Here is an 18,956-nt window from a genome sequence, read left to right as displayed (position 1 = left end):
CGTTCACTTTGCAAGTGTAAGGTGGACGCTTATAATAAAGTAGAAATGACATTATGAAATTTCGAATACAATCTGGAGGTGTTTGCCCGTGTCATCCTTTAATTCCGGGAGCGAATTTACCGACCTACTTATCATTGGGGGAGGTCCGGCAGGCATGTTTGCCGCCTTCTACGGCGGTATGAGAAAAGCATCCGTCAAACTTGTCGAAAGTATGCCTCAGCTAGGGGGACAAATAGCCGCCCTCTACCCTGAGAAATACATTTACGATATTGCTGGTTTTCCTAAGATTACGGGCCAAGAGCTTGTTCATAATCTGAATGAACAATTAAAGCTGTTCAATCCGGATGTCCGTCTTGAGGAGAAGGTGCTGCGTATTGAGAAAAAGGAAGAACGCCACTTCGTAGTAACTACGGATAAAGATGTTCATTACGCACGTGCCATCATCATTACGGCAGGAGTCGGCGCATTCCAGCCGCGGCGCCTAGAGCTTGAGGAAGCCCCTCGCTTCGAGAAAACCAATCTGCACTACTTCGTCAGCGACTTGAATCAATTCCGCGGACGCAAGGTACTGATCAGCGGCGGCGGAGACTCTGCCGTAGACTGGGCGCTGATGCTCGAGCCGATCGCCGAGCAGGTTACGCTCATCCATCGCCGCGATAAATTCCGGGCGCATGAACATAGCGTTGAGAATTTAATGAACTCCAACGTCCGGGTCATTACGCCGACCGAAATCATCGCCCTTCACGGAGACGACCACATTGAGCGCGTAACGCTTGCCCATACGAAGACGAAAGAGACTCAGGAAATCGAAGTGGATGATGTCGTCGTTAACTTCGGGTTCGTATCCGCCCTTGGCCCGATAGCCGAATGGGGCCTCGAAATCGAGTCTAACTCCATTGTTGTCGATTCTCGAATGGAAAGTTCGATTCCTGGCATCTTTGCCGCAGGAGACATTACGACATATCCCGGTAAGCTGGATTTGATAGCTGTTGGATTTGGCGAAGCGCCAACGGCTGTGAATAATGCGAAAGTATACGTCGACCCGGAAGCGAAGTTATCCCCAGGTCACAGCAGCAACTTAAAACTGTAGATTCATAACAACTGTCAAAAAGGGTATCTTACCTATACGGATGCATCATGCCGTAAAGGAGGGATACCCTTTGACATTTATATGCCCGTTATGTAACGGATTAGCTCCATTAACAGCAGCCTGCCCTGACTGCGGCAGCACCCTAGAGCATGCCGGAAGGAAGCAGGATTATGCGGGCCCTTACAGCCCCTACGGTTCAGCCGATCAGTATACCTCGGCGATATCCGCGCTTCATCCATCGGGCTGCGAGCATGTCGTGCAGTGTCCGCACTGCCATGAAGCTTATATTTATCATGTGAACGCATGGCCAGCACCTTAGATTGTATATGAACGGCCATAGATTAAAGGGATTAATGTAAGATAGATAAATTTATATCCAGGTTACGCTTATGGATTTCTGCCAACAGAAGAGCAATGAACTCCATGTCTAGTTGCAATTCTGTCGCCATTTGATAGGATTCGAGCAGCATTTCGTCTGTTAACATCGCCATTGGTAACACATCCTTTCTATTTTTTTCCTAATGTTATAGTTAGATCATATCAAGAAATCAGAAGTGGAACAAGCGTTCTTGTTATCCACAAACGGCTGTGGAAATCCTGTGAATAACATGTGGGTAATTGTCTAAAACAGTTGAAATATATATTGGGGTAATGTGGACAAAAGTTATTCACAGGTTGCACAGCCTCCCTTTTCCAACAAAAATTTTTTTAATTGTGAATAAACATTCTATTAATTTATACTAGATGCCATTCATATAAACAGCGATGATCAAGGTTATTGCGGACGAGTATTCACTTCAAAAATCCAAATCTTGCCGCTAGTATCAATGCCATAGTCAAAGCCCAGCTCTCCAACGCCAGGAAAAGCCGATTCCATGATGGCAATGCATTTATTCGTCAGCGTTCGCATCTCTCCCCGTTTTTTGCGGATCGACACTTTGCTCAAAGAGCGTCTCAGTCCCTCTCCTGCGCTAAGCTGAGACCCGCCCCTGCACAGATTCGTAACGAACAGGCCCGGACGGGCCAGCCGGCCCAGCATGGAGCGATATACCCATTTTCCGTTATGCTTGGCAACCTTCACGCGATAATCGATCGGTCTTCCTCCAATGCTCGCTAAATGAATGCCCTGCTGAATAATATATTTTCGGCCGACCTTCGTTCTATTTAACGCTTGAAACATTGCATCGAAGCTTCCAAATGACCGACTGCGAGACATATAGGTGAACCCATAATTCCCGCCTGCATAGGTTACCTTTATAACTCCATATCCGCCTCCACCGCAAACGGGTTTAATAACGGCCATTCCAAACTGATGCAATACGCCTTTCAGAGCTTCCGCGTTGTATTTCCGAGTCTGTGGCACGTGAACGGCTACCTCGGCGTTACCTAGAAGAGCTTCTGTTTTCAGCCACTTGTTGGCTAACTGTCTTCCCGCCATGACACTCTCCCCTTTCTGGCGTTTATATGACGTTCTAGTATATACATACTCAGGACAAGGCTCTTGTTCTTGTATGATTGTCCGACAGCGTACGCCTGTTTTAGAAGAGTCGTTTTTCTTTGCAAAATCAGCATTTTGACGTATAGTAATTTGGTAAAGCGCCTAATCCCGGAAAGAGAAAAGGAGGATCATATTTTGGATACAGACCACTCTTTTACCGCATCATTATTTGAGGTATTGTACTGGGTTGCTATGATTGCCATGTCTCTCGTCCTCATTGCAATTACCGTTGCCGTGTTCGCCATAGGCATCAAATTTATTAAAAATTCGCGTAAAGTACTGGGAAGCGGCTCCATATTGTTCTCGATCATCGCTACCGTAATGATTGTACTCATGTTGCAGAGGCAGTTTTTCTAAAATGGAGAGCCAGCGCACTGGAAGATTCATACCCCATTTGCTCATTCGAAGCGAGGTATGAATCTTTTTTTTGTAATTTGCTGAAACTAAATTCTATTCATACGTATTATTAATAATAGAAACAACTAGGTCGCTGACAGGGGGGACAGGTTTTACATGAGTAGTTCGCAAACTTGGAATAACCGCTTCAAGAAATTTTTCATTAACAATCGTTTTGTGCTGTTTTTGCTCGTGCTGCTGCTGATTGGTTTGAATATTTTCGTGCTGACAAAAATATCGTTCGTATTCAAGCCCCTGATCGTGCTGCTTAAGACGGTGCTGGTTCCCATTCTTCTGACGGGTGCTATATTTTATTTGTTGAACCCGCTGGTAAATTGGCTGGAGCGCAAAAAAATACCGCGCGCCTATACAATTGCCGCTCTCTATTTGTTCATTATCGGGATCGTTACGATTATCATCATCTCTGTCATCCCGCTCGTTCAAGAGCAAGTGACAGGACTTATTCAAAACTTCCCGAAATACAGCTATGAAGTCCAGCTCCAGTTCGAGGCCCTCATCGGCAGTGATTTCTACCATCAATTCCAGGAATCCACCGGCTTCAATCTGACTGATCTGGCTCAAACGCTGTCTGAGCGGGCATCATCCATTCTGCAAAATGCTTTCAGCAGTATCGGCGGGTTTTTAGGCGCAGTCGTCGATGTCGTGCTTACGGTAGTTACCGTACCGTTTATCCTGTTTTATCTGCTGAAGGACGGAAAGAAGCTGCCTCAGTATATCCTCCGTTTCGTTCCGGTTAAGCTGCGCGAGCAAACGCACCGCGTGATGACCGAAGCTAATGGACAAATCAGTTCTTATATCCGCGGGCAGATCATCGTCAGCTTCTGTATTGGGGTGCTGCTGTACTTCGGCTTCCTGATTATCGGACTCGATTACTCCCTGGTACTGGCCATCATCGCGGCCTTTACCAGCATCGTTCCTTATTTGGGACCGGCGATCGCGATTACGCCTGCCTTGATTATTGCCATCGTCACTTCGCCGTTCATGCTTCTGAAGCTGATTATCGTCTGGACCGTAGTCCAGCTCGTTGAAGGGAAATTCATTTCCCCGCAAATTATGGGTAAAACCCTGCGCATTCATCCGATTACTATTATCTTCGTCATCCTGACGTCCGGGAACTTGTTTGGCGTGCTTGGCGTCATCCTTGCCGTTCCGGGCTATGCCGTACTTAAGGTCATCTGCACCCACCTCTTCCAGTGGTTCGAGGAGCGCTCCAAGCTGTACGAAGAGGAAGATCCCGCTGCCATCCCGGATTCATCCGATTTGGAGGTAACCGTAACGGTAGGCGCTCCTGAGCCTCACAGCAAGGATAAGCCAGAGCGTGAATGACCCGAGATGATTGTTGGTTCATAAAAAATAGCAAAGAAGCCGCCTTCCTCCAAGGAATAGCGGCTTGTTTGCTAATGTTTTGTATGAACCTATCGCGGCCTCTTCCGATCACTGACGCCAAGATAATCCTTCAAGGCATTTTGCAAAATATGAGAATAGTTAACTTTATTCTCTGCTGCCATGTCATCAAGCCATTTCGGAATTGTTAATGTTTTCTTAACGGCACGTTCCGCCATGTTATCACGAATAGGTGGCATCCATATGTCAATCAGTACGACAACTTGACCCGGTTCGGTTATGATCTCGGCTGCACGTGACGCTTCTGGGATGTCATCCCCATCTTCCTCCATACCATATAAATGTAGAGCAAGGCAATCCTTGGCCATATATAGCGCTTCTTCATCATTATCTCCACATGTAATTGCACCAGGCAAATCCGGAAAGCAAACAGATATCCCATCATCTGCATAATCAAATATGGCTGGAAAAACATAACGATCTCTTACCTTTATACTCATATGTCAACCTCCATAAACAAGGCTTCATTTTAATCCAGCCTGCTTAATAATGCTAGCAATTGTCTTTTTAGGTAAATCTTTATTAGGGTGAGGAATGGTCACCTTACCAGGCTTCACAGGATGTTTAAATTGATAATAGATCACCAGTAGACCTTAGATAGTACCAGCCATCAGCTTCAATAAGCTTAATCAATTCCCTTGAAGAATATCCTTTCATCATCTCACCATCCTGCCTCTCAACAATAACACGTGTATTTACACGTATAAATACACTAACATCATCATTATAAAAAAACGAGCGGAATCATTTCCGCTCGTCTTCATGTTATCATCCGATTAAGCAATCAATCGCACACTTCCGGCCGACCCTCTTCGTTACGCATGCGGAACGACTGGCCACAGCCGCAGGAAGCAATCGCATTCGGATTATGGATCGTGAAGCCGCCGCTCATGCCGGATTCCTTATAGTCGATCTCCAGACCGTTCAGGTAGCGGATGCTGTCCTTATCCACCACGATCTTGAGGCCGCCAATTTCCATATGCACATCTTCCTCGCTCTCCTGATCGTCCAGACCCATCCCATATGAAAAACCGCTGCATCCGCCCTCATTCACTCCAAGACGAAGGAACATATCCGGCGTCTCTTCCTGCTCCAGCATCTGCTTAATGCGAGCCATTGCGCTATCTGAAATGTTAATCATTTGTCTTCACACTCCTTATCCTTACTTTATTAAAGTATACTCCACATCGCCGTCCCTCTCAAGATATGTGATTTTTATTACAATTTGTTGCCCACTTACATTTGGAAGTTTATAATAGGAAAGGTGGTACATACCCGGGATCAGCTTATGGAAACGGAGGTTTTAACATTGTCTATTGCAATCAGCCCGAATATCGACAGCAAAATGGCGGACATCGTCGCAAAAGTCCGGCAAGGAGAGCGTCTTTCGCTGGAGGATGGGGTATATTTATATGAAAGCGATGATTTGTTGACCATTGGTCAGTTAGCAAACGAGGTCAATCTCAAGAAGAATGGCCATAAAGTCTATTTCATCGAAAATATGAGTTTATATTTTACAAACGTATGCGAATCCTACTGCGCATTTTGTAACTTCCGCAAGGATCAGGGCGAAGAGGGCTCATACACATTGAGCGGAGAAGAGATGGTCGCTTATGTAGAGCAGCATATCCATCCGGGTATTCGTGAGTTCCATATCGTCGGCGGCCATAACAACCATGTGCCTTTCCAATATTACGTAGACTCGCTCAAGGCCCTGAATGACCGTTTCCCTGAGGTAACGCTTAAAGCCTATACCGCAGCGGAAATTGAATTTTTCACCCGTATCAGCGGCTTGAGTACGCGGGATGTGCTGATTGAGCTTCAAAAGGCAGGACTGCAATCCTTAACAGGCGGCGGAGCGGAAATTTTGTCCGACCAATACCGGCAAAAAATGAAGGTCGACAAAGCGAATGTTGATCAATATCTCGATGTTCACCGGACAGCTCATCAGCTGGGGATGAAGACTCACACGACAATGCTGTATGGTGCTATCGAATCCCACGAGGATCGCATTCGCCATATGCTGCAAATTCGCGATCTTCAGGACGAAACAAACGGATTTATGGTGTTCATCCCGCTATCTATGCAGCCCCGGAATAAGAATGCCAGCATCACCCGCCGCAATTCGGCCTATGAGGATCTTAAGACGATTGCGATTAGCAGACTGATGCTCGATAACATCCAGCACATTAAAGCTTATTTTATAAATATCGGCGTGCAGTTGACTCAGGTCGCACTGACTTTTGGAGCTTCGGACGTGCATGGAACGATTATTAAAGAACGGATTAGCCACGCCGCAGGTGCGCTGACACCGGAAGGATTAACCCGCAAAGAGCTTATCTGGCTAATTCAAGGCGCTGGGCGTATCCCGGTAGAACGGGACACCTTCTATAACGAAATTAAAATCTACGAATAAAGCCTTCTGGGCTTCATGACACACCGCAGCGACAGCTTGGAAGCCCCGGTTAGAAAGGATATCGATGAGAAGATGAAACAATTCGTCATTCTTGGTGGAGGCTATGGCGGAACCGCCGTTATCCACGAACTGTTCAAAGGATTTATTCCAACGGACGTGCAAGTGGTTTTAGTGGATCGGATGCCCTTTCAAAGCTTGAAGACGGAGTATTATGCGTTAGCTGCAGGAACAGCCTCCGATTATGAGCTGCGCGTGCCGTTTCCAAGCTATTCTGGGTTGCGGATGAAGTACGGAGAGGTTAGCTCCATTGATTTGGGCAGCCGCATAATCCACTTCGAGCAGGGTGATTCGCTGGAATACGATCAGCTCGTTATCGCTTTAGGCTGTACCGATAATTATCATGGCATTCCCGGCGCTTGGGAGCATTCCTTTGGCATTCAATCGTTTTCCGCCGTGCGCGAAGCCTACCTGCAGCTTAACAATGTCAAGCCTTACGGCAAGGTGAGCGTTGTAGGCGGAGGGCTCAGCGGGGTAGAAATTGCTGCCGAGCTAAGAGAAAGCCGCCCCGATCTCAACATCTGCATCATCGATCGCGGTTCGCGGGTGCTGTCGGCTTTTCCGCCCAAAGTATCAGGCTATGTCACAAAATGGTTTGAAGATCATGAAGTTGAGACCCTGTCGAACATATCCACTACCATGCTGGAGAAGGGAGTTATCCATCATGCAGGCGGTGAGATAGCCTCCGATGTGACGATTTGGACGGCAGGCATTCAGCCTCCTGCTCTTGTAAGGGACTTAGAGGTCGAGAAGGATCGCCAAGGGCGGGTTCTGCTGAATGAATATTATCAGATTCCAGAGCATCCCGAGGTATTCGTATGCGGTGATTGCGCCAGTCTCCCTTTTGCGCCGAGCGCTCAAGCAGCCGAGGGTCAGGGCCAGCAGATTGCCCAGATTGCCTCCGCATTATGGCGCGGGGAGGAGCCGAAGCTCCAGCGGTTGAAGCTCAAAGGTACCCTAGGCTCATTAGGCAAAAAAGCCGGCTTCGGTCTGATGGGCAAAGCACAGGTTACCGGCCGGGTGCCTCGCATTCTTAAGAGCGGAGTACTCTGGCTGTCCAGGCATCATATCGGTTAGTCCAAACAGGCGGTTTGGTAAACCTATTCAGGTATTGTCCGATCTCATTTGATTAATAATACGAATAATTACATCATACAACTCATCGGCGGTCTCACCCTCTACGGTCTCTCCGTCAACTAACGCATAAGGTGTCATATAGCACATGCCGCATCCGGTAAGGCAGCCATATTCGTAAACCTCGCAGTCCGGATGCTGCTCCAGCTTTTTCATCACTTCATCTGTTCCGAAGTGGGCATTATTCGCGCAAAATTCAACAATGACTTTCAACCTGTGCATCCCCCATTTTCGAACCATTTAATTTTAAGCTTATTTGTACTATAATATATAAAGGAAAGGAGTTGAAAACAATGAGCGAACATGTACAAGATAAATTGTATGATGAAGTATTGGAAGTTCTGGATAAGCTTCGCCCCTTCCTGCAACGCGACGGTGGTGACGTTGAACTCGTCGATGTTGAGGATGGCATCGTTAAATTGAAGCTGGTAGGCGCATGCGGCAGCTGCCCAAGCTCCACCATCACCCTCAAAGCGGGTATCGAGCGCGCGCTGTTTGAAGAAGTGGAAGGCGTACAAGAGGTCGTCCAAGTATTCTAACGTAAATAACTCCTTCAGATACAAAACTCGAAATTAGATTATGGAATGGTCAGCCTCGGCTGACGTCATATCATTCTATAATATTAGGAAACTCGGCTCCTCCGTTCACCGGATTGGCCGAGTCTTCTTTTTTTGTATGGTTATACGATCAAGACGGTTTAATCCACGGCCGGATCGGATCCAGTCCGCCGGAAATATCCATAATGTTGCCCGTAATGAAATCGGAATCCTGATGACATAAAAATGCGATCACTCTGGAAATATCCTCGCCGCTGCCCGGACGTCCCAGCGGGGTCTCTCCATCCGGCAATCGGCGTGCTTCCTCAATCGACATCTCCTTGTTATTTCCTCGAATGTCGCCCGGACAGACCATATTCACGGTAATTCCATACGGCGCCTCCTCTACGGCAAGCGTCTTCGTGAAGGAGACGAGCCCCGTCTTGGCTGCGGCATATACCGCGCGATGCGGCCAGGCTCTGGACTCCGCCGCATGTCCGAAACCAAAGTGAATGATGCGTCCCCAGCCTTTTTCCCGCATTCCCTGCAGTACGTAATGATCAAGCAGCATCGTGCCGACCAGATTCCCCTCGATCATCGACAATATTTCCGTCTGGCTGTAATCCGCGAACAAGCGCCGTTCCCGAATGAATGGACCGGCATTGTTGACGAGAATATCGACAGTCCCCAGTTTAGCCACGACTTCATTGGCCAAGGCTGCAATCTCCCCACGCTGTGAAATATCCGCTTTTACCGCGATGCAAGAAACGCCTAGCTGCTCAATTTGCAGCTTCAGAGCAAGTGCCTCGGCTTCGCTATGTACATAGTTCAGTGCGATATGACATCCTTGTTCCGCAAGCGTCAGCGCCGTCTTTCTGCCGAGTCCTTTGGCGCTTCCGGTAATCAGGGCGACTTTTCCCTTCAATGTCCTTCTCCTCCTCATCCTACATACACATATATTAAGTATAAAAGATTTGAAGCATTCCCACAAACCACAACACCACGGGCTATAACAGTACAAACTCCAATTAATAATTAAAAAAAGGAAAACAAAGGCTTCTAACAGCATCCTTTATCGAGCTAACTCAGCCTCTTTGAGCAATGGAAAGGAAGGAATCCGATTTAGTTGGATTTTCTGTATTTATTTTAGCGCATTGGATCATACTCAAGGAATTAGATGGATACCCTGTATTTAAAAAACTTGATTCGCCTCATCCTGCTTTAAACTTCATTTTAATGATACGAAATCCAGTTAAAATGTACACTTACGCCAGATTTCGTATTTTAAATACCAAAAATCCATTTATCTTATTGAACTGGATGCCGGATCATATGAAGTTTATACTTTCTGATATCGTAACAAAAAAACCCGCAAACCCAAAAGGGTCTGCGGGACTTAACATTAAACTATGATTTAGCAACTGAAATACAATTAGAATACAGGAACCAATGCACCCTCGTACGTCTCTTCAATGAATTTTCTTACTTCATCGGAAGTAAGAGCCTTAGCCAGCTTCTGAATCGCATCGGAATCCTTATTGTCCGGACGAGCTACCAGCAGGTTCGTGTAAGGAGATTCTTTGTCCTCAATGAACAGGGAGTCATTGATTGGATTCAAGCCAGCTTCGATTGCATAGTTCGTATTGATCAGAGCAAAATCTACCTCATCCAATTGACGAGGAAGCATAGCAGCATCCAGCTCTTTGATATCGAGATTTTTAGGATTCTCGATAATGTCGGCTTTCGTTGCCGCAATGCCTACGCCTTCCTTCAGCTTGATCAGACCTTGCTTCTCAAGCAGCAGGAGCGCGCGTCCACCGTTGGTAGCATCATTTGGAATAGCTACTTTTGCGCCGTCGGCAATTTCATCCGCGGAAGTATACTTTTTGGAGTAAGCGCCAAATGGCTCAACATGAACGCCTACAACGGAAAGAAGATCCATTTTGTTCTTTTCGTTCTGATCATCAAGATACGGCTGGTGCTGGAAATAGTTTGCATCCAGCTGCTTCTCGAATACCTGAATGTTCGGTTGAACATAATCTGTGAATTCTTTGACTTCCAGCAATACTCCTTCTTCCTTCAGCTGTGGAGCGATAAACTTCAAGATATCGGCATGTGGTACAGTAGCGCCTACGACCAGCTTAACCGAATCCTCCGGTGCCGGTGCTGCTTGATCAGCGTTGCCAGCATTGTTTTGCGGTGCCTCCGATGCCCCGTTGCCATTGTTCTTGGCATTGCTTCCGCAAGCGGCGAGCACCAGAACTAGCGCTAACGTCAAGAAAGATAATGTCCATTTTTTCATAACAGTATGCCCTCCTAATGAATATGTTTTTTGAATAAGGATGTGCTTAAACTAGCTGCACTTTATATATATAGTAATTCCTTATTTCCGCGTAAAATAAATAACGAAGCGGTCGCCGATCATTTGCAGCAGCTGCACGAGAATGACCATAAAGACAACCGAAACAATCATGACTTCCATCTGGTAACGATAATAACCGTACCTGATCGCCAGGTCGCCGAGTCCGCCGCCCCCAACCATACCCGACATAGCTGTATAGGAGACGAGCGTGACTGCCGTAATCGTCATCCCCGCGATAAGGCCAGGCAGCGCTTCGGGCAGCAGTACCTTCCGAATCACCTGCAGCGGAGAAGCTCCCATGGCTTGGGAAGCCTCGATGACGCCGCGATCGACCTCACGCAGCGCCGTCTCGACGAGACGCGCAAAGAACGGAGCAGCTCCGATCACGAGAGGCGGGATCGTCCCCTGAACGCCCATCGACACTCCGACGATGGCCCGGGTCAACGGGATGAGCGCTACGATCAGGATGACAAACGGCACCGACCGAAGAATATTGACGATAAGCGACAGAATTCTATAGATCAATCCTATAAACCAGTGGTTTGACCGCGAGAAGCTGTACAACAGAATCCCGAGCGGCAGGCCTATCAGGAATGTAAACAAGGTCGCATAGCCCATCATAAGCAGCGTATCTCCCGTTGCGATGCGCATTTCATCCCAGTTCACCTTGGAGAAATCCATTTCCGACATTACCCGATCACCTCCACATCAAGATCGCGCTCCCGCAGCAGCTTCAGCGTCTCATCCACCTTGGCGCTGTCCCCTTCGAAGGAAACCGTGAGCTGACCGTAAGGGACATCCTTAATCGTTGAAATCGTGCCTTGCAGTATGGCAAAATTAACCTCCGTCTCCCTGACGACTTGAGAGAGCACGGATTCATATGTTTTTGCGCCCAGGAACGTAATTTTGACCAGCCGCGCCCATGCGGGCAGCGGTACCGATGTGGCCTGCTTAAAGCCTTCATCTCCGGCATGCTCTCGGCTGATAAATTCGCGCGTGACCGCATGCTTCGGCTTCAGGAACACTTCCGCAACCGGCCCCTGCTCCACGATGCCGCCCTGATGAATGACCGCGACGCGGTCGCAGATGCGCTGGATGACATGCATCTCGTGGGTGATCAGCAGGATCGTCAGATTGAACTTGCGGTTGATCTCCAGCAGCAGGTTCAGAATCGAATCCGTCGTCTGCGGATCAAGGGCTGAGGTCGCTTCGTCGCATAGCAGCACGTCAGGGTCACTCGCAAGCGCCCGGGCGATCCCCACTCTTTGCTTCTGTCCCCCGGACAGCTGGGCAGGATATTTCTTCTGGTGCTCGGTCAAGCCGACGAGCGCGAGCAGTTCGTTCACTTTAGCCGCTATTTGTTTTTTCGGAACGCCCATCAGCGTTAAAGGAAAAGCGATATTATCGTATACGTTGGCGGAGGACAGCAGATTGAAATGCTGAAAAATCATGCCGATCTTGCGGCGCTGCTGCTGCAGCTCTTGCCGCTTCAGCCTGGTCAGCTCCACACCGCCGACCCACACTTCCCCTTCCGTGGGCCGCTCCAGCAAATTAATGCAGCGGATCAGCGTACTCTTGCCGGCGCCCGAATGGCCGATAACGCCGAATACCTCTCCTTTTTTCACGGAAAGGTTCAGCCCGGACAAAGCGGTCGTCGCTTTTTTCTTGTTGCCATAAGTTTTAGTGAGCTGTTTGAGTTCAATCAAGCTAGTGTCCTCCCGTTATCATGATATCGCCGCGACCTATTCTATCAAATGCTTGTTCAGACCATCCAAACAATTGATCAGGAGCTTATAATAAATAAAGAGCCCTGCAGATTCAGAGGGCTCTCTTTACGTAAAGACAATGCCTTCTCATCTACCAAAACCGCGCCATCTTACGTTATGCGATCTTGAAGGAATTAGCACCATGACATTTGCTAAAAGATGCAGCTATCCACGCTGCAGTTCTCTACAAATCGGTTGCTGGGCTTCATCGGGCCTTTCCCTCCGCCTCTCTTGATAAGAAAATATGAAATTAATGAAAGACCCGCAAGAATCTTTCTGAAACTGTTCTAGAAATAGAGTATAGATTCTTTCCTCTCGTTTGTCAAAGGAAAATGCTTTATATCTATGCGCTAACTCTGTTTAACTTTTTTCCATCTTTGGTTCGTGTAGGCAAACACTGTATGAAGAGACTCGCACACCATCAAATAACCGTGCTCCAAATCCTGAAGATACCTGTCGAGGTCTTCGAGCTCGACCTTTCCGTCCAGCCCCTGATGCCGCTGCCATAAATCATCCTGCATCTCCGCATTCATATAGTGGATCTCCGTATTGCGACGGCGTCGCAGAATGCTCATTGACTCTTTGTGCTTGTCCTTAATGGCGAACAGTTGATCCGCGAGCTCCAGATGCACCTTCAAGTATCGAAACTGGCGCAGCACCGTGAAATAGGAAAAATGCGCCTTTACCTTTGACGTATTCAGCTCGAACAGCTCGTTAAGCACCGTTCCCAGCTTGTCCAATATAGAGAACACGCGAATGAATCCATCTTTGTAAAAATAGACGTACCGGGCATAATCGATTTTTTCTGCGGAAGACATATCCTCTAAGTAATCATGGGTGACCTTGCGCCGAAAAAAGTTTGCTGCATATTTGCACTGCTCCAGCTCATCAAGAGAAGAAATCAAGCCATAAATCCATATTTCCAGTTTGCGGAAATCATGCGAGGGATCTTGATGCTGTTCCATTTCTTTGTGCAACAGCTTAACCGTCTTAAACATGGCGTCCATCGCGTCCGCCAGTATTCCTTCATTCTGTCTGGGAGGTTCGCCAAGTAGGGCACGCAGCATATCTATTCCTCGCTTCCCGGATGTTGTTACAGCTCTTATTGTGACACAGTTTGGAACGATTCATAAGCCCTCCGGACACAAGCTGCGCATGCCGTATAGCTGTCAACCGATCTCGTAATAACATTCCAGCAATTCAATGGCCTAAGACTGGATGGAATTGAATGCCTGCCCCTGCTCGCTCGGCAAACGGCTCATTTGCCAGGTTCGTACGCATAAATAAGATAACACCCCGAACAGGGCCGCCAAAACGACGATATGAGCTAACGAAGTAAACAAGTAAACATGATAATTGTTCATGGTAAATACGATGCTAGCCCCTGTTAATACCTGGATCACCGAAAGAATCGTCGCGGCTAAGCCCAAGGTACGGATCTCGCGATTTCCGGGATGCTTCCAGAAGGCGATATGCCCCAAGATCGCGATTAGAATCAACAGCAGTGCTGCGGCAACCCGGTGCAGAAAGGCAATTCCAACGCCCCCCGTCAATTCCGGGATGACTTCCCCGTTACATAACGGCCATCCCAGGCAGCCGCCTGCGGAATCGGTATGGCTCACGTAAGCGCCGATATATACGACAATATAAGTATAAACGGTCGCAACCCAGACCAGATTTCGAAAACGCCTGGATACTCGGGCGGCCGGCGCCGATGGAGGTCTTCCCTGCCTGGCTTCATCCTCGCGAATACCGAGTACAAGCATAATTGAGCTCGCAAAGGCAATCAGCGAAAAGCCAAAGTGCAGCGCCATAACCGCCGATGAGGTCGGATAGACGACAGCCATCGCTCCCATAAAGGCCTGTACCATGACAAAAATAAGAGCCAGTAAGGCATAGGTTTGCAGGTCTTTGCGATTTTTGCGGTATTTCCAAAATGCCACAAAAGCGGCTACGGCGAGCAGTCCCGCAGCACCGCTGACCGCCCGGTGCGAGTACTCAATCATTGAGGCTACCGTATGCGCCGGAACAAATTTCCCGTGGCAGAGCGGCCACTCGTTCCCGCAGCCAAGCCCCGATTCCGTCTTGGTGACAACGCTTCCGCCCAATGTTGCCAAGAACATGACAAAACAGGAAAGATAAGCGATCCATTTCAGTTGCTTCGTGTTCAAAGGTTTCTCACCTGCAATTTAGGATTATAAAAATACACAAATTCGTTAAATCATTCTTCATTATAACCGATAAGGAACGGGACGACATAGTGAAACTGTGACAAAATGTTCAAAAATAAAACATCGCCCCCCTGTAATTTCGGAAGGCGATGTGATTTATGTTGTTGATGCAGCTGTTTTAGGGGTATAGTCTAATCCAATTCTACTCTTTTCTTTCCGGAGTATCATGCAGAGTATGATAGACATCCAGAGCCTTGTTCAGGAAATCCTCGATCTCCTCGCGCGACTTCCGCAGCTTGTTCACGAATCTGACCAGCTCTCTTCCGTCCGAATAAGCAACAAAGCTAGGAATGCCTAGAATGTTCTGCTCCTGACTGACTTCGCCCACTTTGTCGACGTCGACCTCAATCAGGGTTAACCGATCGGCGTATTTCTCCTCGACCTCCGGCATGAACGGATCGATAAACTTGCAATCGCCGCACCAGCTCGCTGTAAACACGGCGACGACTAAATTGCTGGATTGAATGCTGACATTGAATTCCCCGGCGGATGCCACTTGCTTCACTTGAGATCATCCTTTCTGTATCGTTCTCTAGTTAAGTCAAACAAATTGGAGAGTGGAAGTCAAATCTTTAGGCCATACTTTGTAATATAACGTGTGAAAATAAAGCGAGGAACTCACATGAAGCAGAATCGTCTTAAACGGGCCCTGCTGCAGCTGCCGGCCGTAGTACGCGAAGCCATCCGCAGCAAAGCGGAGGACATTGCCCATTCGAGCAGGCTGCGGGAGGAACGTCTCCCGCTTCATTGGAATGAAGCAGCCGCCCGAACGGTCTCCAGCGAAATCGAGGAGCTCCTCAGGCGGGGGGCTGCTTACCGCACGCAGGAGGATGAAAAGTGGACCCGCTCCGATCGCGAATTAGCCGAGGGCATTCTAACGGCAACCAGCCGCGCCGGGGTCAGCAACATTACGCGCACCGCCGCTTATCTGGATTGCTATGAGGCCTGCCCCGAGCTTCATTGGTCGTTCCTGGCCCATATGGTATCCCGAAATGCGGGCTGGAATATGACCGACCTGCGCGGGAGCCGGATGGCCGATGTGCTGGATGAGGAAGGCAAGCGCTCCACATATCGCTTTCTAGAGCGCAGCAATGCGCTTATTTTTCAAGATGCCTATCCGCAGCTTCTGCTGTATCGGAAAAGCCGCGAGCTCGGCGCGAGCCAGTTCCATTTGCTGCGCTATTTTAACGTATCGCGGTTTATGCAGCCCTTCTGGGAGCGTTTCTGGATTGACCGGGACAGCGCGCTGCTAACGGTTGGCCTGATCATCAATGAGCAGAACTATATCGAGCAGCGGGTGATTCGGCATCCATTCTATCAGCGGCACGTCACGGAGAAGTCGAATTTTCATCTATACAGCCTGTCGGGCCTCAACCAGGTTGTCATTCCGCTCTTTGAGGGCAGCAGCGTGACTCGCCTGGCCGGCCGAACCGTTACGGACTTCGGCAGCCTCTCCGCCCGCATCGCGCTAGGCAAATGCCTGTACGCAATGCTCATGGGCCTTCGCGCCGTACGCGGCGGCGCCGAAGCCTTCGCGCGAGCGGTGCCGCACAGCGGCTCGCGCGCCGATTATTGGCCGGACATCTTCACGGCCAATCAAGAAGAAGCTCTGACCGCACCCTTGCAGGGGTCAGAGCTTCTTGAAGGCGAGACGCTGCCGCCCGGCGAGCGTCTCTACAGCCCCAAGCTCCTGGAGGCTTGGGGCGACACGCCTTATGAGCCAATATCCCGTGAGGATTGGCTCAAGGACACGAGCGCGCTGGACGGCATCAGCGAGCCTCAGGCGCCGCTCCTCTGCGACATCAGCCGCGAGCACAGAGCCGGCGTCCTGAAGACGGCGCTCTCCCACGACGCCGCCGAGTCCTTCAAGGCTTAGCTGCCTTGACCGGGCTGTCCACCGCGCTGCAGCCGCATCAGTGGGGATAGCAGCTTGCGCAGCGGCGCCGGGTACGTCGCAAGCTCGTCCTTGCGGACGACGCGCAGCACGACCAGCAAGACCGGATACAGCGCTACAACCGCCACCCCGACAATACAGCAGGTAATAAAGAAGGCTAAGCGATCCGGCATCACGGATACCAAGTTGATGCCTGCTTGATTGAGTCCGTAGCCTGCGCCTGACAGCAGGGCAATCGTAAACACAAAACCGATCCAGCGGCTGCCCATAATCGAGAACGGAACAATCTTCTTCATCGTCCTGACGTTAAGCAGGGTAATCGTAAGGAAACAGAGAATTGTCGCGAGGATGATGCCGTAGATTCCCCACAGCGGAGCAAGCAGCAGGCTCAGAACCAGCTTTAACGCTACGCCGACTCCGACATGAACCATGGAGAGATTCACCTTATTGATCCCGATCAATATCGAGTTGCTGATCATCATCGTAATCTGAAATATCGTACCGAAGGTCAGCAGAGCAATAATGCTGCTGCCATCACGGGTACTGAATAAAAGTCCGTTTACGGAATAAGCGGCCGTGGTCAGCGCGATCACCATAGGCATCCCCGTCAATACCGATACGCGCATCGCAAGCGTAACCTGCTGATGCAGATGCTCCTGATCCTTCCGGGCAAATGCCGCCGAAATGATCGGCAAAAGAGATGTGCTGAGCGCTATCGCCAAAATCGGGGGAATGCCCGCAATCATTTGGGCGCGGTTCCCGAGTATCCCAAGGATGTACGTAGCTTGATCCGCGCCGATTTGCTGGCTGAGCAGCGGCTTAAGAATCGAGCCATCAATAAAATTGACCGCGGGAACGGTAAGCGACGACAGCACGATCGGGATCGAAAGCTTGAATATTTCCGCATAAATTTTGGAGAAGGGCAGCCGATCGGGGTCATCTTTCGCCTGGGGAAGCCCCTCCGCTCGATCTCGGCGCTTCGTTTTTGCATTGAAATACAGCATAACGATGAGCGCGGCCACGCCGCCTAGTACGGCCCCGAATGTCGCCGCAGCAGCAATTTCCTCGCCTTTGGCGTTCATATGATACAGCACAAAGGCCAGCGAAATCCCGGAGCCGACGCGAACGATCTGTTCAATGACCTGAGATATGCCGCCAGCAATCATAATGTTGCGGCCTTGAAGATAACCGCGAATAATGGCAATAATCGGAAAAATAAGCAATGCCGGCGCCAGCGAGCGAATGGCAATGGCAGCCTCCGGCACTCTGGAAGCAGCCGCATAATAAGGCGCAGCAAAATATAAAAACAACGACATCAGGATGCCCATGACGGCAGCGAACCAAAGAGCCGCCTGATAGACTCGCTCCGATTCGGCAGGCCGGTCAAGGGCATGACGCTCGGAGACCATCCGGCTCAGCGTGCTTGGCAAGCCCGCGGTTGCCAGGGGCAGCAGCATAAAATATATCCCGTTAGCCAAGACATAAGAAGCATTACCGACGTCTCCCAAAATATGCTCTAACGGTACGCGCTGAAATAATCCCAGCAGCCTGGCAATCAGCGCCGCTCCGGCTAAAATCAACGTTCCTTTAACAAACGATTCCTTCTTGGACAACACTTTTCCTTCTTTCTACTCGATTAGGCACACTCCAGCCCTTGCCTTAAAAAGACACGATCCATATCACGAAGAGGATAATCATCGCCAGCTGCAGCACGATTTTAACGGCCATGCTGCTAAGCAGGCCGACGACTGACCCGACTCCGACCTTAAAGGCCTTTGCCGGCGTCTCGCCTTTAATCATTTCCCCGATCATCGCTCCGATCAGCGGGCCCAAAATAAGTCCAAACGCCGGGATAATAAAAGGCCCGACAATAATGCCGATCGTACTTAACCAGACCGACAGCTTGCTGCCTCCAAACTTTTTGACGCCCCAGGCGCCAACGGCATAATCCGCAACCAGCAGAGCAACGACAACCAGAGTCTGGACGATCCAGAAGACAGGCCCCAACGCTTCAAACGAAAAGAACCAGCCGTATACGAAAAAAGCGAAATAAATAGCCAGCACTCCTGGAAGTACGGGGAACACCGCTCCCGCCATCCCGATGACAAAAAGCGAAATAACAATAATCCAGCCGAGTATATCCAAAAGCGG

General features: G+C 49.3%; 23 protein-coding genes and 1 riboswitch. Of the genes, 8 read left to right on the top strand and 15 right to left on the bottom strand.

What is annotated here, in order from left to right; genetic code table 11:
- Positions 1 to 88: 88 nt before the first annotated feature.
- Together ACE3MQ_RS17170 and ACE3MQ_RS17165 are read left to right on the top strand one after the other, a co-directional pair.
- Complete coding sequence (locus tag ACE3MQ_RS17170) at positions 89 to 1,090, top strand: NAD(P)/FAD-dependent oxidoreductase (RefSeq protein WP_379394806.1); 1,002 nt, start codon at positions 89 to 91, stop codon at positions 1,088 to 1,090.
- A gap of 70 nt (positions 1,091 to 1,160) precedes the next feature.
- Positions 1,161 to 1,409 (top strand): hypothetical protein, encoded by a 249-nt coding sequence (locus ACE3MQ_RS17165; RefSeq protein ID WP_379394804.1) that lies wholly within the window; start codon positions 1,161 to 1,163, stop codon positions 1,407 to 1,409.
- A 31-nt stretch (positions 1,410 to 1,440) separates the two neighbouring features.
- Here the strand turns inward: ACE3MQ_RS17165 and sda are convergent, their stop codons facing one another.
- Complete coding sequence (gene sda, locus ACE3MQ_RS17160) at positions 1,441 to 1,581, bottom strand: sporulation histidine kinase inhibitor Sda (RefSeq protein WP_379394802.1); 141 nt, start codon at positions 1,579 to 1,581, stop codon at positions 1,441 to 1,443.
- Between the two features lie 284 nt (positions 1,582 to 1,865).
- Positions 1,866 to 2,528 carry a YheC/YheD family protein gene (locus tag ACE3MQ_RS17155; protein ID WP_379394800.1) on the bottom strand — a complete coding sequence of 221 codons (663 nt, stop codon included), beginning with the start codon at positions 2,526 to 2,528 and terminating at the stop codon, positions 1,866 to 1,868.
- A gap of 195 nt (positions 2,529 to 2,723) precedes the next feature.
- On the opposite strand from ACE3MQ_RS17155, the gene ACE3MQ_RS17150 reads away from it, so the two are divergent.
- Complete coding sequence (locus ACE3MQ_RS17150; protein ID WP_379394798.1) at positions 2,724 to 2,945, top strand: hypothetical protein; 222 nt, start codon at positions 2,724 to 2,726, stop codon at positions 2,943 to 2,945.
- A 156-nt stretch (positions 2,946 to 3,101) separates the two neighbouring features.
- Positions 3,102 to 4,331 carry an AI-2E family transporter gene (locus tag ACE3MQ_RS17145; RefSeq protein WP_379394796.1) on the top strand — a complete coding sequence of 410 codons (1,230 nt, stop codon included), beginning with the start codon at positions 3,102 to 3,104 and terminating at the stop codon, positions 4,329 to 4,331.
- Positions 4,332 to 4,420: 89 nt separating this feature from the next.
- Here the strand turns inward: ACE3MQ_RS17145 and ACE3MQ_RS17140 are convergent, their stop codons facing one another.
- The 3 genes from ACE3MQ_RS17140 to ACE3MQ_RS17130 all read right to left on the bottom strand — a co-directional run bounded on the left by ACE3MQ_RS17140 (position 4,421) and on the right by ACE3MQ_RS17130 (position 5,550).
- A complete protein-coding gene (locus ACE3MQ_RS17140) occupies positions 4,421 to 4,849 on the bottom strand; it encodes a type II toxin-antitoxin system HicB family antitoxin (RefSeq protein ID WP_379394794.1) in 429 nt (142 codons plus the stop codon).
- A gap of 24 nt (positions 4,850 to 4,873) precedes the next feature.
- The gene (locus ACE3MQ_RS17135; protein WP_379395112.1) at positions 4,874 to 4,951 is read right to left on the bottom strand and encodes a type II toxin-antitoxin system HicA family toxin; all 78 of its coding nucleotides are present in this window, start codon (positions 4,949 to 4,951) and stop codon (positions 4,874 to 4,876) included.
- Between the two features lie 242 nt (positions 4,952 to 5,193).
- Positions 5,194 to 5,550: a HesB/IscA family protein gene (locus ACE3MQ_RS17130; protein WP_379394792.1), complete on the bottom strand. Its 357-nt coding sequence runs from the start codon at positions 5,548 to 5,550 to the stop codon at positions 5,194 to 5,196.
- Positions 5,551 to 5,697: 147 nt separating this feature from the next.
- Between ACE3MQ_RS17130 and mqnE the strand changes: the two genes are divergently transcribed.
- Both mqnE and ACE3MQ_RS17120 read left to right on the top strand, forming a co-directional pair.
- Positions 5,698 to 6,825, top strand: a complete 1,128-nt coding sequence (mqnE, locus tag ACE3MQ_RS17125) for an aminofutalosine synthase MqnE (protein WP_379394790.1) — start codon at positions 5,698 to 5,700, stop codon at positions 6,823 to 6,825.
- Between the two features lie 72 nt (positions 6,826 to 6,897).
- Complete coding sequence (locus ACE3MQ_RS17120) at positions 6,898 to 7,959, top strand: NAD(P)/FAD-dependent oxidoreductase (protein WP_379394788.1); 1,062 nt, start codon at positions 6,898 to 6,900, stop codon at positions 7,957 to 7,959.
- 27 nt (positions 7,960 to 7,986) lie between these two features.
- On the opposite strand, the gene ACE3MQ_RS17115 is transcribed toward ACE3MQ_RS17120, so the two are convergent.
- Positions 7,987 to 8,229: a YuzB family protein gene (locus ACE3MQ_RS17115; protein ID WP_379394786.1), complete on the bottom strand. Its 243-nt coding sequence runs from the start codon at positions 8,227 to 8,229 to the stop codon at positions 7,987 to 7,989.
- Positions 8,230 to 8,309: 80 nt separating this feature from the next.
- Here ACE3MQ_RS17115 and ACE3MQ_RS17110 point away from each other — a divergent pair, with 80 nt between their 5' ends.
- On the top strand, positions 8,310 to 8,555 hold the full coding sequence (locus ACE3MQ_RS17110; protein WP_019635906.1) for a NifU family protein: 246 nt from the start codon (positions 8,310 to 8,312) through the stop codon (positions 8,553 to 8,555).
- 148 nt (positions 8,556 to 8,703) lie between these two features.
- Here the strand turns inward: ACE3MQ_RS17110 and ACE3MQ_RS17105 are convergent, their stop codons facing one another.
- The 7 genes from ACE3MQ_RS17105 to ACE3MQ_RS17075 all read right to left on the bottom strand — a co-directional run bounded on the left by ACE3MQ_RS17105 (position 8,704) and on the right by ACE3MQ_RS17075 (position 15,416).
- Positions 8,704 to 9,477: an SDR family oxidoreductase gene (locus ACE3MQ_RS17105; protein WP_379394783.1), complete on the bottom strand. Its 774-nt coding sequence runs from the start codon at positions 9,475 to 9,477 to the stop codon at positions 8,704 to 8,706.
- Between the two features lie 507 nt (positions 9,478 to 9,984).
- Positions 9,985 to 10,854 carry a MetQ/NlpA family ABC transporter substrate-binding protein gene (locus ACE3MQ_RS17100; RefSeq protein WP_379394781.1) on the bottom strand — a complete coding sequence of 290 codons (870 nt, stop codon included), beginning with the start codon at positions 10,852 to 10,854 and terminating at the stop codon, positions 9,985 to 9,987.
- A gap of 81 nt (positions 10,855 to 10,935) precedes the next feature.
- The gene (locus ACE3MQ_RS17095; RefSeq protein WP_379394779.1) at positions 10,936 to 11,604 is read right to left on the bottom strand and encodes a methionine ABC transporter permease; all 669 of its coding nucleotides are present in this window, start codon (positions 11,602 to 11,604) and stop codon (positions 10,936 to 10,938) included.
- Positions 11,604 to 12,620 carry a methionine ABC transporter ATP-binding protein gene (locus ACE3MQ_RS17090; RefSeq protein ID WP_379394777.1) on the bottom strand — a complete coding sequence of 339 codons (1,017 nt, stop codon included), beginning with the start codon at positions 12,618 to 12,620 and terminating at the stop codon, positions 11,604 to 11,606. The genes ACE3MQ_RS17095 and ACE3MQ_RS17090 overlap by 1 nt, the downstream gene beginning before the upstream one ends.
- A 144-nt stretch (positions 12,621 to 12,764) precedes the next feature.
- Positions 12,765 to 12,921: riboswitch (SAM riboswitch) on the bottom strand.
- 109 nt (positions 12,922 to 13,030) lie between these two features.
- Positions 13,031 to 13,747: a Cthe_2314 family HEPN domain-containing protein gene (locus ACE3MQ_RS17085; RefSeq protein WP_379394775.1), complete on the bottom strand. Its 717-nt coding sequence runs from the start codon at positions 13,745 to 13,747 to the stop codon at positions 13,031 to 13,033.
- 141 nt (positions 13,748 to 13,888) lie between these two features.
- Entirely contained in the window at positions 13,889 to 14,851 is a 963-nt protein-coding gene (locus ACE3MQ_RS17080) for a COX15/CtaA family protein (RefSeq protein ID WP_379394773.1), read from the bottom strand.
- Between the two features lie 202 nt (positions 14,852 to 15,053).
- A complete protein-coding gene (locus tag ACE3MQ_RS17075) occupies positions 15,054 to 15,416 on the bottom strand; it encodes a thioredoxin family protein (protein WP_379394771.1) in 363 nt (120 codons plus the stop codon).
- A 117-nt stretch (positions 15,417 to 15,533) separates the two neighbouring features.
- On the opposite strand from ACE3MQ_RS17075, the gene ACE3MQ_RS17070 reads away from it, so the two are divergent.
- The gene (locus ACE3MQ_RS17070) at positions 15,534 to 16,787 is read left to right on the top strand and encodes a DUF2515 family protein (protein WP_379394769.1); all 1,254 of its coding nucleotides are present in this window, start codon (positions 15,534 to 15,536) and stop codon (positions 16,785 to 16,787) included.
- Here ACE3MQ_RS17070 and ACE3MQ_RS17065 read toward each other — a convergent pair.
- Positions 16,784 to 18,418 carry a putative polysaccharide biosynthesis protein gene (locus ACE3MQ_RS17065; protein ID WP_379394767.1) on the bottom strand — a complete coding sequence of 545 codons (1,635 nt, stop codon included), beginning with the start codon at positions 18,416 to 18,418 and terminating at the stop codon, positions 16,784 to 16,786. The genes ACE3MQ_RS17070 and ACE3MQ_RS17065 overlap by 4 nt on opposite strands.
- Before the next feature lie 46 nt (positions 18,419 to 18,464).
- The gene (locus tag ACE3MQ_RS17060) at positions 18,465 to 18,950 is read right to left on the bottom strand and encodes a DUF456 domain-containing protein (RefSeq protein WP_379394765.1); all 486 of its coding nucleotides are present in this window, start codon (positions 18,948 to 18,950) and stop codon (positions 18,465 to 18,467) included.
- Positions 18,951 to 18,956 lie beyond the last annotated feature (6 nt).

The organism is Paenibacillus lentus, from assembly GCF_042714055.1.
Classification (GTDB): domain Bacteria; phylum Bacillota; class Bacilli; order Paenibacillales; family Paenibacillaceae; genus Fontibacillus; species Fontibacillus lentus_A.
This window is presented reverse-complemented; position numbering and strand designations above follow the sequence as displayed.